12 protein-coding genes are annotated in these 13,274 nt (G+C 64.9%); 7 read left to right on the top strand and 5 right to left on the bottom strand.

The window, feature by feature from the left end:
* The first annotated feature begins 346 nt into the window (after nucleotides 1-346).
* From rplJ to GRI48_RS07415, 3 genes are all read left to right on the top strand, one after another.
* Complete coding sequence (gene rplJ, locus GRI48_RS07405) at nucleotides 347-862, top strand: 50S ribosomal protein L10 (RefSeq protein WP_160673436.1); 516 nt, start codon at nucleotides 347-349, stop codon at nucleotides 860-862.
* A 72-nt stretch (nucleotides 863-934) separates the two neighbouring features.
* Nucleotides 935-1,312 carry a 50S ribosomal protein L7/L12 gene (rplL, locus tag GRI48_RS07410; protein WP_160673439.1) on the top strand — a complete coding sequence of 126 codons (378 nt, stop codon included), beginning with the start codon at nucleotides 935-937 and terminating at the stop codon, nucleotides 1,310-1,312.
* Between the two features lie 195 nt (nucleotides 1,313-1,507).
* Nucleotides 1,508-3,691 (top strand): DUF305 domain-containing protein, encoded by a 2,184-nt coding sequence (locus GRI48_RS07415; RefSeq protein ID WP_160673442.1) that lies wholly within the window; start codon nucleotides 1,508-1,510, stop codon nucleotides 3,689-3,691.
* Between the two features lie 30 nt (nucleotides 3,692-3,721).
* On the opposite strand, the gene GRI48_RS07420 is transcribed toward GRI48_RS07415, so the two are convergent.
* Nucleotides 3,722-4,270, bottom strand: coding sequence for an acyloxyacyl hydrolase (locus GRI48_RS07420; protein WP_160673445.1), 549 nt, complete (start codon nucleotides 4,268-4,270; stop codon nucleotides 3,722-3,724).
* Nucleotides 4,271-4,435: 165 nt separating this feature from the next.
* On the opposite strand from GRI48_RS07420, the gene GRI48_RS07425 reads away from it, so the two are divergent.
* From GRI48_RS07425 to groL, 3 genes are all read left to right on the top strand, one after another.
* The gene (locus tag GRI48_RS07425) at nucleotides 4,436-5,842 is read left to right on the top strand and encodes an MATE family efflux transporter (protein WP_160673448.1); all 1,407 of its coding nucleotides are present in this window, start codon (nucleotides 4,436-4,438) and stop codon (nucleotides 5,840-5,842) included.
* A gap of 151 nt (nucleotides 5,843-5,993) precedes the next feature.
* Complete coding sequence (gene groES / locus GRI48_RS07430; RefSeq protein WP_160673451.1) at nucleotides 5,994-6,281, top strand: co-chaperone GroES; 288 nt, start codon at nucleotides 5,994-5,996, stop codon at nucleotides 6,279-6,281.
* A 53-nt stretch (nucleotides 6,282-6,334) separates the two neighbouring features.
* Complete coding sequence (gene groL / locus GRI48_RS07435) at nucleotides 6,335-7,975, top strand: chaperonin GroEL (RefSeq protein WP_160673454.1); 1,641 nt, start codon at nucleotides 6,335-6,337, stop codon at nucleotides 7,973-7,975.
* A gap of 79 nt (nucleotides 7,976-8,054) precedes the next feature.
* Here groL and GRI48_RS07440 read toward each other — a convergent pair whose 3' ends face one another.
* Genes GRI48_RS07440 through GRI48_RS07450 form a run of 3 tightly spaced genes read right to left on the bottom strand, consistent with a single transcriptional unit; the run spans nucleotide 8,055 to nucleotide 11,650 of the window.
* Nucleotides 8,055-8,981: a glutathione S-transferase family protein gene (locus tag GRI48_RS07440; protein WP_160673457.1), complete on the bottom strand. Its 927-nt coding sequence runs from the start codon at nucleotides 8,979-8,981 to the stop codon at nucleotides 8,055-8,057.
* Nucleotides 8,982-8,996: 15 nt separating this feature from the next.
* The gene (locus tag GRI48_RS07445) at nucleotides 8,997-10,292 is read right to left on the bottom strand and encodes an acyl-CoA dehydrogenase family protein (protein WP_160675524.1); all 1,296 of its coding nucleotides are present in this window, start codon (nucleotides 10,290-10,292) and stop codon (nucleotides 8,997-8,999) included.
* Nucleotides 10,292-11,650, bottom strand: a complete 1,359-nt coding sequence (locus GRI48_RS07450; protein ID WP_337190787.1) for a phosphotransferase — start codon at nucleotides 11,648-11,650, stop codon at nucleotides 10,292-10,294. Before GRI48_RS07450 ends, GRI48_RS07445 begins: the two co-directional genes overlap by 1 nt.
* 125 nt (nucleotides 11,651-11,775) lie before the next feature.
* Here GRI48_RS07450 and GRI48_RS07455 point away from each other — a divergent pair, with 125 nt between their 5' ends.
* Nucleotides 11,776-12,792 (top strand): serine hydrolase, encoded by a 1,017-nt coding sequence (locus GRI48_RS07455; protein WP_160673463.1) that lies wholly within the window; start codon nucleotides 11,776-11,778, stop codon nucleotides 12,790-12,792.
* 122 nt (nucleotides 12,793-12,914) lie between these two features.
* On the opposite strand, the gene GRI48_RS07460 is transcribed toward GRI48_RS07455, so the two are convergent.
* On the bottom strand, nucleotides 12,915-13,166 hold the full coding sequence (locus tag GRI48_RS07460; RefSeq protein WP_160673466.1) for a hypothetical protein: 252 nt from the start codon (nucleotides 13,164-13,166) through the stop codon (nucleotides 12,915-12,917).
* Nucleotides 13,167-13,274 lie beyond the last annotated feature (108 nt).

The raw sequence follows: 13,274 nt of genomic DNA on the forward strand, positions 1-13,274 counted from the left end.
GGCGATTCCTTGGCAACCGGGCGCGTGGGGCGGCAAGTCGAACTCCGGACACCGGATTGACTTGACTCGATCCGCCAGTCCGCTAGAGGCGCGCACCGACTGCGGGCTCGCCCGTGGTCATCCGTCCGAGACAGTTGGTGGCCGGGATTTGCCGGTCTTAATTTCCAGCCTAGGCGGGGAAAAGAGAAATTCATGCGGCGCGGCCCCTCGTGGCCTGTCGCACTCCGGTGCAAATTGCACCCTCCTTCCCTGATCGACGGACTCGCCCGTGCCGGTTTTCCGGCATGGACACACGTAGCCGGTCGTCCGGGAGCCATCCCGGCCGATCATATTGAAGGAGTATGGCATGGATCGTTCGCAGAAATCCGAGTCGGTCGCCCAGCTCAATGCAGTCTTCAACGAGAGCGGCGTGGTGGTAGTCACCCGCAACCTCGGCCTGACGGTGGCCCAGTCCACCGATCTGCGCGCGAAGATGCGTGAAGCCGGTGCGTCCTACAAGGTTGCGAAGAACCGCCTCGCCAAGCTCGCCCTGAAAGACACCGACTACTCCGGTATCGACGAATATCTGAACGGCCCCACGGCCCTCGCATATTCGGAAGATCCGGTTGCGGCCGCCAAGGCCGTGGTGGAATTCGCCAAGACGAACGACAAGCTCGAAATCGTCGGCGGTTCGATGGGGAGCCAGGTGCTCGACGAAGCAGGGGTCCGGGCGCTCGCCTCGATGCCTTCGCTCGACGAGCTGCGCGGCAAGATCGTGGGTCTCGTCAACGCCCCGGCGACAAAAATCGCCCAGGTCGTCAACGCCCCCGCAGCCAAGCTTGCCCGCGTGTTCGGTGCCTATGGCGCCAAGGACGCAGCGTAAGCGGTTCAACGCATTCGATACGAAACATCCGGGGCGCAACTTTCTGCCCCATCAATTCTGGAGTGATATAACATGGCCGATATTGCCAAGCTGGTCGAAGACCTTTCCAAGCTGACCGTCCTCGAGGCGGCCGAACTCGCCAAGGCACTGGAAGAAGAGTGGGGCGTCAGCGCCGCTGCTGCCGTTGCCGTAGCCGGCCCCGCCGGTGGTGGCGATGCCGCAGCTCCCGCCGAAGAGAAGGACGAATTCGACGTCATCCTCACCGGCGACGGCGGCAAGAAGATCCAGGTCATCAAGGAAGTCCGCGCCATCACCGGCCTGGGCCTCACCGAAGCCAAGGGTCTCGTCGAAGGCGCGCCCAAGCCGCTCAAGGAAGGCGTCAACAAGGCGGAAGCCGAAGAAATCAAGGGCAAGATCGAAGCAGCCGGCGGTACCGTCGAGCTCAAGTAAGCCTCTTTCTCGCATCTGCGATTGTCGAAGGGCGGTGCCGCGAGGCGCCGCCCTTTTTCGTGCGCGAGGCCGCGGTCCGGAGCCCGCCCGACGAACGACAGATACGGCTCGACACAGGCACTTCCCCTCGACGCGCATTCGGGTAGTTAGCAAGCTCAGGACAACTGGAATCTTGGGGACTTGCACTTGCACATCATGACCTTGCGCCTTGCCGGCGCCTCTGCCCTTGCTCTCGCATCTTCGACCGCCTTCGCGCAAAGCGCGCCGATCGTGCATCCGGGCGCTCCGGGCGCTCCCTCGCAGGTCATCTCGCCCGAACAGGCGATCGCGGTGGCAGGGGTCAATTACGCTCCCGGCGATGTCGCCTTCATGCAGGGCATGATCGTTCATCACCAGCAAGCGGTCGAAATGGCCAAGCTCGTCGCCAAGCGGACCAACAACGAAGCCGTCGTCGCCACTGCGGACCGGATCGAGGCCGGGCAGGCCGACGAGATGAAGTTCATGCGCGAATGGCTCGAGACCCGCGGTGAGCCGATCAAGATGGCGCATATGGATCATGCCGGCCACACGATGATGGGCATGGCCAGCGCCGCCGACATGGCCGAGCTCGCACGCCTCTCGGGCACTGCGTTCGATCGCAAGTTCCTGCAGCTGATGATCGCCCATCACAAGGGCGCGGTCGACATGGTCGAACAGCTGCATCGCCAGCCGGGCACGGCCTACGAACCGACCGTCTACGCCTTCACCAACGAAGTCGTCTCCGACCAGCAAGCCGAAATAAAGCGTATGAACGCGCTGCTCGCCAAGCTGTCGACCGATCCGCGCGCGACGCTTGCGGCGGGTTTCCGCGATGCGGGTGAAGCGATCAGCAACATGCGTCTCGTCGCCGCGCAGGGTAAGGCACCGGGCTTCTTCGACCCGGACAACCCGGCCCAGCTGCAGCCGCGCATCGAGTCCGGTGACGAGAAGGCTGAATCGACCGGTGGCGACGCCGACGAGGGCGACGAAACCGATCCCCAGTTCGGCCAGCGCGGCTCGCTGCTGACGTTCTGGAACACCGACATGGCGTTCAAGGACGACCTGCTGGTGACCGGCTCCTACCACGGGTTCAACATCTACCGTCTCGGCCAGGACGGCGTGCCGGCGCTGGTCAGCTCGACCGTGTGCCCGGGCGGACAGGGCGACGTCTCGCTGGTCGGCGACCTGTTGATCATGAGCGTCGAGGACAGCAAGGGCCGCGTCGATTGCGGGCTCCAGGGGGTACCCGAGAAGGTCAGCAAGGAGCGGCTGCGCGGCCTGCGGATCTTCGATATTTCCGATGTCACCCGTCCCAGGCAGGTCGGCATCGTCCAGACCTGCCGCGGCAGCCATACGCACTCGATCGTCTCGTCCGACGACGACCGGATCGTCGTCTACAATTCGGGCACGAGCTACGTGCGCGACGACCAGGAACTGGCGGGCTGTATCGACACGCCGGGCGATGATCGCACCGCGCTGTTCAGCATCGACGTGATCGAGATCCCGGTCGCCAATCCCTCGGCTGCACGGATCGTCGATTCGCCGCGCGTCTTCGCCCGCGACGGGCAGATCGCCGGCCTCTGGCGCGGCGGCGACCATGGCGAGGGAACGCAGGAAACCTACATCACCAACCAGTGCCACGACATCACCGTCTATCCGGCCAAGAAGATCGCCGCCGGCGCGTGTTCGGGCAATGGCATCGTGATGGACATCTCCAACCCGCTGAAGCCCAAGCGGATCGCCGACGTCACCGACAAGGGCTTCGCCTACTGGCACTCGGCGACCTTCAACAACGACGGCACCAAGGTGCTGTTCACCGACGAATGGGGCGGCGGCGGTCGCCCGCGCTGCCAGGCGAGCGATCCGCGCAACTGGGGCGCCGATGCCATCTACACCATCGACGGCGAACGGCTGACCTACCAGAGCACCTACAAGCTTCCCGCTCCGCAGGGCGAGAAAGAGAACTGCGTCGCCCACAACGGCTCGATCATTCCGGTGCCGGGCCGCGATATCTTCGTCCAGGCCTGGTACCAGGGCGGCGTCAGCGTGATGGATTTCACCGATCCCAAGAACCCGTTCGAGATCGCCTATTTCGACCGCGGCCCGATCGATGACGAGCAGCTGGTGCTGGGCGGATACTGGTCGGTCTACTGGTACAAGGGCCGCATCTACGCGACCGAGATCACCCGCGGGCTCGACATCTTCGCGCTCGAGCCGAGCGAATTTCTCTCGGCCGAGGAAATCGCCGCTGCTGAAGCGGCGCAGTATCCCGACGACCAGCTCAACCCGCAGACGCAGACCCGCGTGACCTGGCCTGCCGAGGTGCTCGCGCGGCTGGAAGCCTCCCGCAAGGGGGGCTGAACCTGCCCGAGGCGCTCGCGTCCGGCTGGACTACAGGCGGTAGTTCAGCCGGATGCCGATTGCATCGATGCCGGGATTCTGGCGCGAGTTGAAGAGGCGCGCATTGCTGATGTGAACCCAGCTCGCTTCGATTGAGAAGCGCTCGCTGACCTGCGTGCCGATCGCGATTTCAGGCTCGAACAGCAAGCGGCTGCCGAGATCGGTACGCAAATTGGTTTCCGGGTCGACCCGGAAGCCGGGCGCATCGTGCACCACCAGCCCCACGCCGGGCCGCAGATAGACGGGGCCGAGTTCGGCCTTCCAGCTCAGGCCGACACCGGCAAAATTGGTGCCGCCGTCCGAATTGACCGAACCGAAGATATAGGGCTGCGGACCGCCGAGCTTGTCAGTCACGGGATCGAAGCGATAGCCCAGTTGCGCGTCGACCCCGCCCTCGCCCGTATCAAAGGTAAACGGGGTATCGACAGCGTGGACGTAGGCCCCGCCGTAGACCTCGCCGGCCTGTGCGGGCGCTGCGCCGATCGAGGCTGCCGCGGCCACCGCCACGAGAGTTGCCAAGGCCAAGTCTGTTCTGGTCATTCGAGCGATCCCTGAAGTGGAGCCGGGCGCAATGGCTGTGGCCGGATTGCCGCAAGCTGAAGCGTTTGATGGCCCCAACGCGCAGACGCGCTTCCGGTTGCTGCGAGGCTCCATTATCCGGACCGGCTGCCCTCGCGACTCGGATCGTGCGCGCAGACGTATCCAATGGACGAAACCCACGCCTCTGTGCCCCTGCGGATCCGCAGCGACGGCTGGCGCGACGAGATCGCCGCCACCTACCGGCTCGCCTGGCCGCTGGCGCTCGCCAACCTGCTGCAGATGCTGGTCCATGCGGTCGACGTCGTGTTCGTCGCACGGCTCGGCGAGAAGGAACTGGCGGCATCGGCGCTCGGCATCGCGCTGTTCGGGCTGACCATGTGGGCCCTGACCGGCCTGTGCGGAATCGTCGCGGCGCTGATCGCGGAGGAGCTCGGCCGGCGCAAGCACGCGGTGCGCGAAGTGCGTCGCTCGGTCCGCATGGCACTGTGGCTAGCCGTCGCGAGCGGTCTGTTCGGCATGCTTTTGTGCGCGCAAGGCGAGGCGCTCATGCTCGCCAGCGGACAGACGCCCGAGCTCTCGCGGCGCGCCGGGGCTTTCCTCGGCATCATCCTGTGGGCGATGGTGCCGATGGTGCTGTCGAGCGTATTGCGCAATTTCGTCAGCGCGCTCGGGCGCCCGATCTTCGCAACTGCCATCACCTTCATCGCGCTCGGCGCGAGCCTGCTGTTCAACTACGCGCTGGTGTTCGGCAACCTTGGCGCACCTGCCCTCGGCCTCGAAGGCTCCGCGCTGGCCAGCGTGCTGACTGCGCTGGTCCAGCTGCTGAGCTACGTTGTCGCGATCCTGTGGGACCGGCGGCTGCGGCGCTATCGCATCTTTGGCAACTGGTGGCGACCCGAGTGGGAACGACTGCGCGAGATCATCCGCCTCGGCACGCCGATCATGGTCATCATCATCGCGGAGGCAGGCCTGTTCAGCGGCGCCGCGCTGCTCATGGGTCGGATCGGAGCGTCCGAACTTGCCGGCCACACGGTCGCGCTGCAGATCGCCGCGCTCGCCTTCCAGATCCCGTTCGGCATCGGCCAAGCGGCAACGATCCGGGTCGGCTATCACTACGGCGCCCGCAACCGCGAGGCGATCGCCCGGGCCGGCTGGGTGGGCATCGCGATGGGCGGTGCCTTCATGTGCCTGACCGCCAGCGCGATGATCCTGGCCCCGACGCTGCTGCTGCGGATCTACGTCGACCCGAACGCGCCCGCCAATGCCGCCATGGTCGGCTTCGCAGTCCAGTACATGGTCATCGCGGCCGCCTTCCAGCTGTTCGACGGGGTCCAGGCGGTGGCGGCAGGGGCACTGCGTGGCCTGCAGGACACGCGCATGCCGATGTGGATCGCGATCTTCAGCTACTGGGTGCCGGGCTTCGGCACGGCCATCTGGCTCGGCTTCAACACGCCGCTGGAAGGCACGGGCGTATGGATCGGCCTGGCGACCGGGCTTGTCTTTTCCGCCGGGCTGCTGACATGGCGGTGGGCACGGCGCGACCGCCTCGGGCTGACGGCTCGACCCGCCTGAACTGACGGTCGCCGCGTCGAAAACTGCGGAAATTTTTTGTCGCCCCACCCGTTGACACTGCAATCGCGCCACCCCATTTGCGCCGCGCTGGCACTCTCCGGGCGAGAGTGCCAATCGAACATCAACCAGTTACTCAAGGAAGAGGTCCATCATGGCATTCCGTCCGTTGCACGACCGCGTTCTCGTCCGCCGTATCGAGGCCGACGAAAAGACCGCCGGCGGCATCATCATCCCCGACAGCGCCAAGGAAAAGCCGAGCGAGGGCGAAGTCGTCGCCGTCGGTTCGGGCACCAAGGCCGAAGACGGCACCGTCACCGCGCTCGACGTGAAGGCAGGCGATCGCATCCTGTTCGGCAAGTGGTCGGGCACCGAGGTCAAGCTCGATGGCGAAGACCTGCTGATCATGAAGGAAAGCGACATCATGGGGATCATTTCCTGATCCGCTGAACCGACTGCTTCCCAGACACAAACGACATTTCAGGAGAAACACACATGGCAGCCAAGGACGTAAAGTTCGGCCGCGACGCTCGCGAAGGCATCCTCAGGGGCGTCGACACGCTCGCAAACGCCGTCAAGGTCACCCTCGGCCCCAAGGGCCGCAACGTCGTGATCGACAAGAGCTTCGGCGCACCCCGCATCACCAAGGACGGCGTCACCGTCGCCAAGGAAATCGAACTCAAGGACAAGTTCGAGAACATGGGCGCGCAGATGCTCAAGGAAGTCGCCTCGAAGTCGAACGACGCCGCCGGTGACGGCACCACCACCGCCACCGTGCTCGCCCAGTCGATCGTGACCGAAGGCATGAAGTCGGTCGCGGCCGGCATGAACCCGATGGACCTGAAGCGCGGCATCGACCTCGCGGTCGAAAAGGTCGTCGCCGATCTCAAGGGCCGTTCCAAGGAAGTTTCCGGCTCCTCCGAAATCGCGCAGGTCGGTATCATCTCGGCCAATGGCGACCGTGAAGTCGGCGAGAAGATCGCCGAAGCCATGGAAAAGGTCGGCAAGGAAGGCGTGATCACCGTCGACGAGAGCAAGGGCCTCGAATTCGAGCTCGAGACCGTCGAAGGCATGCAGTTCGACCGCGGCTACCTGTCGCCGTACTTCATCACCAACCCGGACAAGATGACGGTCGAACTCGAAAACCCGTACATCCTGATCCACGAGAAGAAGCTGTCGAACCTGCAGGCGATGCTGCCGGTGCTCGAAGCGGCCGTCCAGTCGGGGCGTCCGCTGCTGATTATCGCGGAAGACATCGAAGGCGAAGCGCTGGCGACCCTGGTGGTCAACAAGCTGCGCGGCGGCCTCAAGGTCGCAGCCGTCAAGGCTCCGGGTTTCGGCGATCGCCGCAAGGCCATGCTGCAGGACATCGCGATCCTGACCAAGGGCGAGATGATTTCCGAAGACCTCGGCATCAAGCTGGAAAACGTTACGCTCGGCATGCTCGGCGAAGCCAAGCGCGTCACCATCGACAAGGACAACACCACCATTGTCGACGGTGCCGGTGACGAGGGCGACATCAAGGCCCGCGTTTCGGAAATCCGCACGCAGATCGACAACACCAGTTCGGACTACGACCGTGAAAAGCTGCAGGAACGCCTGGCGAAGCTCGCCGGCGGTGTTGCCGTGATCAAGGTCGGCGGTGCGACCGAAGTCGAGGTGAAGGAGCGCAAGGATCGCGTCGACGACGCTCTCCACGCTACCCGCGCCGCGGTCGAGGAAGGCATCGTCCCGGGCGGCGGTACCGCGCTGCTCTACGCTGCCAAGTCGCTCGAAGGCATGACCGGTGCCAACGAAGACCAGACCCGCGGCATCGACATCGTTCGCCGTGGCCTGCAGGCTCCGGTGCGCCAGATCGCCCAGAACGCCGGCCATGACGGCGCGGTCGTCGCGGGCAAGCTGATCGACGGGAACGACGAAACGCTCGGCTTCAACGCTGCGACCGACACCTACGAGAACCTCGTTGCTGCCGGCGTGATCGACCCGACCAAGGTCGTGCGTACCGCGCTGCAGAACGCTGCCTCGGTGGCCGGCCTGCTGATCACGACGGAAGCCGCGATCGTCGACAAGCCGGAAGACAAGGGCGCTGCCCCGGCAATGCCCGACATGGGCGGCATGGGCGGAATGGGCTTCTAAGTCCCGACCGACCCGAGACCATAAAGAAAGGCCCGGTGGAGCGATCCGCCGGGCCTTTTTCTTTGCGTGACGGGAACGGTCAGCCGCCGTTCGGCAAGAGGACGAAGCCGGCGCGCGGGAAATGGAGCTGCATAGCGCCCAGATCGCCATCGTCGCGCGCAATGACGATCCTCTCGGGACTGGCGGCGACGAGCGTGCCCGCGATCGGATCGCGGCCGTAATCGTCGGCCATCACGACCACCTCTGCGCCGCTATCCATTCCGGAAGCCGAGACCGGATCATGCGCGACCGGGCAGGGGGCCGGTTCGCACTTGCGCGCGAGATCGAGGGCTTCGCTGCCGGTGATCTCGTTGCGCTCGCCCTGCCCGCATCCCGCCAGCCGTTCCCGCCATTTCGCTACCTGCGGCAGCCCCTCCAGCAGCTCTTCGGCGAGGTCGGGGAATGTGTTGGCCAGGAACCAGATGTTCATATGCGCCGCGACGTCGGCGATACCGGGCCGCTCGCCTGCGAGGAAGTCCGTGGAGTTCAGTGCTTGCTCGATCCACCCGGCAAACGCCCGCCATTGCGTTTTGGCAGGTTCCACCGCCCGTCCCATCGCCGCGACATCGAAGGGTCGGCCCGATAGCTTCTCGCGGTCGGCCACGAAACCGGGATCGACCCGGTCGCCCATGGAACCGAAGATGATCGCAACCGTCGGCGGAAAGAACAGCCGGTCGGCCCACAGGTTCACCGCCCAGCCCGGACCTATGTCGGTCGCAGGCTCGGGATGCCGCCGCTCGATCTCGGCCATGATGACCTGGCTGTCGCAGTAGACGTCGGCCCCGATCTGCATCACCGGCGCGCGGCGATACCCGCCGGTGAGCGGCACAAGATCGGGTTTCGGCATCCGGTCGGGCATCTGCACCGAGTGCCAGGCCAGCCCCTTCATCCCGAGCAGTTCGCGCACCTTCTGCGAGAACGGCGAGCGATCGTAGTGATGCAGGACGATGTCTTCGGGGCCGGGCATCGGCATGGTCTCCTGCTAGTCCTTCGCCGCGAATTTGCCGCGCCGCGGCCCGAGATAGCCGAACAGATAGGCGCCGACCTTGCGCATCTGGATTTCCTCGGCGCCTTCGGTGATCCGGTAGCGGCGGTGGTGGCGATAGATATGCTCGAACGGCTTGTGCCGCGAATAGCCGATCCCGCCATGCACCTGCATCGCCCGGTCGGCCGCTTGGCAGACCAGCCGGTTAGCCCAGTAATTGCACATCGAGACCTTGTCCGAGATGGTCTTCTCGATCTCGGCATGGGGCATGTTGTCCATTTCCCACGCGGTCTTGTAGATCAGCAGCCGCAGCATCTCGCACTGCGTCGCCAGCTCGACGAGCGGGAACTGGATCGCCTGGTTGCGCGCCAGTTCCTCGCCGAAGGGCTTGCGCTCGCGGGCGTATTTCACGCTTTCCTCGACGCAGAACTGCGCCGCGCCGAGCGAACTCGCCGCCTGCCGGATGCGGTTCTGGTGGACGAAGCTCTGCGCCAGCGCGAGGCCGAGCCCTTCCCTGCCCAGCATGGCGCTTTCGGGGACCCAGACATCCTTGACCGACAGGCGAGGATGGTCCGTCGGCATGTTGAAGGTCCACATCCATTCCTCGATCTCGAGGCCCTCTGTCGGATTGGGCACGAGCAGGCAGGTGATCCCGCGCGCATCGCCATCCTCGCCGTCAGTGCGGCAGAACATGGCGCAATGCGTCGCGACGTGCATACCCGTGATCCACATCTTCTCGCCGTTGATCAGCCAGCCGTCTACGCCGTCACGGGTTTCGCGCACCGCGCGGGTTTCCATGAATGTGGCGTCGGACCCGTGATTGGGCTCGGTCAGGCCGAAGGCGACCCGCCGCGTGCCCTCGAAGCCGCCGAGGATGAATTCCTCTTTCTGTTCCTCGGTGCCCCATTGCTCGAACATCTCGACGAAGGGGAAGTTGCCGACGATCGAATGTTCGTTCTGCAGATCGTTGTGGAGGCCGAGGCCGCGCTGCGCGAAGCGGTCTCGGATAACCGCCATCCACAGGTTCGACCCATCCTTGCCGCCGTATTTTTTAGGCGCGGAAAAGCGCCAGTGGCCGGCCTTGTCGGCCAGCCGCTTCGCCTCGACCAGCAATTGCTCCCATTCGTGGCGCGGCAAGCCGCCCTCCTCGAAATTGGTCCGCGCCCATTCGCGACGATGGTCGAAGAAGCGCATGTTGTCGTCGCGCTCCTGCAACGGAGTGATCTCGGCCTCGATGAAATCGACGAGTTCGGCGTAGTAGTCTTCCAGGTCCTGCGGGACGGCAAAATCCATCATCTCTCTCCTTGCGGGGTCGTATCGCCCCATTTGTCGCGGGCCACGGCCAGCATCGAGTACTTCGGGATATCGGCGGCAAGCGTGTCGAGCGCCTGCCTTTTCAGCGAGGCGAGCAGCCCCTGTGTCGCCAGGCCCTGCTCTCCGGCGAGGATCGCCTGCGCCAGCGCACGGTCGTGCGGATCGGGTCTGGTTTCCTCTTCGCGCGTGACGATGCCGAGCGCATTGCGCGCGACGGCCAGCTGGAAGCGATCATGCCCCTCGATCTTGTCCTTGAGGGTGGCGAGCCATTCGGAAACGGCGGCGGCGATCTCTCCGGCGGACGATTCGCCTCGCGGTTCGGCGCGTTTCGGCGCGGCGTCGGGTAGGGGCCGCTGGCGCTCCTCGCGCGGGGCCATCTCTTCCAGCAGCAGCAGCAAGTCGACTTCCTGCTCGCTCGCCCGGCGCGAAATGACGACGCGCTCGACCATGCGGTCTTCCCCGCTGCGCCAGACATGGCCCTGGCGCAGACAGCCGAGCGCCCACCAGACGGTGCGGTAGATCATCCAGAAATCGAACCGCGCGCGGTCCACCGTCCTCCCGCTCTCGTCTTCGTAGGCTGCAAAGAAGGTTTCGAGCGATCCCAGGCCCATCGCCGGGCGATCGACCCGTCCGAAACGCCAGACCGGCAGGCAGGCGAAGGCAAGATCCTCGTGAGGATCGCCGAAATGGACGATTTCCCAGTCGAGCACGCCGGTGAGCCGTCCCTTGTCGGCGAGGATGTTGCCGAGCCGGAAATCGCCATGACACATCACCGGCTCGACCGGCTCGGGCAGATTGTCCGCCAGCCAGGCCAGGCCCAGCGCGACGATCGGCCGGTCGCCGCCCGCGTCCTCGAACTGCTGCTTCAGGCCCGCGACCGCCGCGCCGTAGTCCATTGTCGACACCGCGTCGGGAACGTCGGCCGGGCCGAGCGAGTGGATCCGCGCAAGGTCGCGCGCGGCATCCTCCAGCAACAGGGCTGGGGTTTCCATCGCCAGGATCGCGCGCGGATCAGGGGTGCCGGCAAGCGCCTCCATCACGAAGCCGCTGCCGAGGCCGTCGGCCTCTTCGAGCACGACCAGCACATTGGGAGCGGAGACCCCGGCATCATGTGCCGCCTGGACGATCGCTGCCTCGTCCGCGTGTCCGAAGGGCCGCCCTTCCATGAACTCCATGCTCGGCGCACGGCGCAGGACATAGGCTTCGCCATCCGACTCGAAACGGGAGCTTTCCATCATCGCGCCGCCTGTCAGGCGCTTGAGACCGGACGGTCTGCCTTTCCCCACACGAGCGAGTGCCCGCTCCAATCCTGCGATGATTGCTGACTCGTCGACCACGGTCTCTCCCAAAATCCGTTTATCCGACTATCCCGATAACCACCCAGCCTGTCCAGAAATTGCTTGAACAGCGGACTCGAGTGCCGTTAATCCCTTGCCAATCATGTTCGGGGTATGGTGGACAAATGGGTAGAGGACTGATCTCTGGCGCCATTGGCGCCCTCGCACTGGCCCTCGGCGGTGCTCCTGCCGCTCTGGCTCAGACAACTTCGCTCGAAGCGCAGTTCGACCGGACGCTCGGTACCGAGGTTCGCGCACCGCAATCCTTCAACGCAGTCTACGACAGTTCGCTCGAAAGGCGTGTGGCAATGGTCGCGGACGGCGATCGTGGCCGGATCGGCGTCTATGCGATCGATCTGACCACCGGTCGTGAAGTCGGTATCCTCGCGGACCAGCGCTTCCCCATGGCCAGCACCAGCAAGGTCGCCATCGCCGCCGCCTATCTCGCCGGCGTCGACAAAGGGCGCTGGACACTCAGCAGCGAATGGCGCCTGCCGCGCGCCGGCGGCACCTACATGCCCGCCCACCAGCACCTCAAGCTGATGATCGCAAAGAGCTGCAACGACTGCACCGATGCGCTGCTCGAAGCCGTCGGCGGCCCGGCGGCGGTCAATCGGTGGATGAAGGAAGCCGGGATCGAGGATTTCCAGCTCAACCGCTATATATCTTCGCTCGTGCGCGAAGACGGTGCAATCGATCCCGCGTCGAGCATCGATCTCAAGGACAGCGCGACGCCGCGCGCGATGGGCCAGCTTTTGGCCGGGATCTACCAGGGCAAATGGCTGAGCGCATCGTCGCGCCGCGTCCTCCTCGACGCGATGGAGCAGACGACGACCGGCAAGAAGCGCATGCCTGCCGCGCTGCCCATGAGCGCCAACCTGGCGCACAAGACCGGCACGCTCAGCCGCACGGCGAGCGATATCGGCATCTTTTACACGCCCGACGGCAGGGCCATTGCGGCGGCAATCTACGTGACCGGGCAGAGCCCCTCGATGGCGGCAGAGAACAGCGATCGCGGCGTCAAGCTGTCCGCCCGGGCGAACCGCGATATGCGGATCGCCTCGATCACGCGGGCGCTCTACGATGGTTATGCGAGCCAGCCGGAACAGCGCTGGACCGGCGCGAATTACGGCGGGAACTGAAGCGGCGCTCTCGCTCTGATCCCGGACGTCGCCGGGCCAGGCCGGAGATACCACGAACACACGAAAAAGGGCGGCACCTTGCGGTACCGCCCTTCGTCTCGGTGGTAAAACCGTGAAGTGGCTTAGTCAGCCTGAGCTTCTTCTTCGGTTTCGTTCTGCGCGGCAGCTTCAACGTCGGCAGCGGTTTCGTCGACCGAAGCAGCGGCTTCGTCAGCAGCGCCTTCAACAGCTTCACCCATCGCTTCAGCGTTGGCTTCGGTGTCGGCAGCAGCCGATTCAGCAGTCGTTTCAGCAGCGTCCTGGGTGCCTTCCGAGCAAGCGGCGAGGGTCAGGGCAGCAGCGCCGGCAGCGGCGACAAGAGCGATCTTACGCATAAGTATCAATTCCTTGAACAGCGAGTATTGGTCGCAGGCAGCTCGTTGACCGCCTGCACAAAACCAGTCTTTGTGACCGGCTTCGACTGGCTAAATAATGGCGACTTT

The sequence above is a fragment of the Qipengyuania oceanensis genome (assembly GCF_009827535.1).
In the GTDB taxonomy this organism is placed as follows: domain Bacteria; phylum Pseudomonadota; class Alphaproteobacteria; order Sphingomonadales; family Sphingomonadaceae; genus Qipengyuania_C; species Qipengyuania_C oceanensis.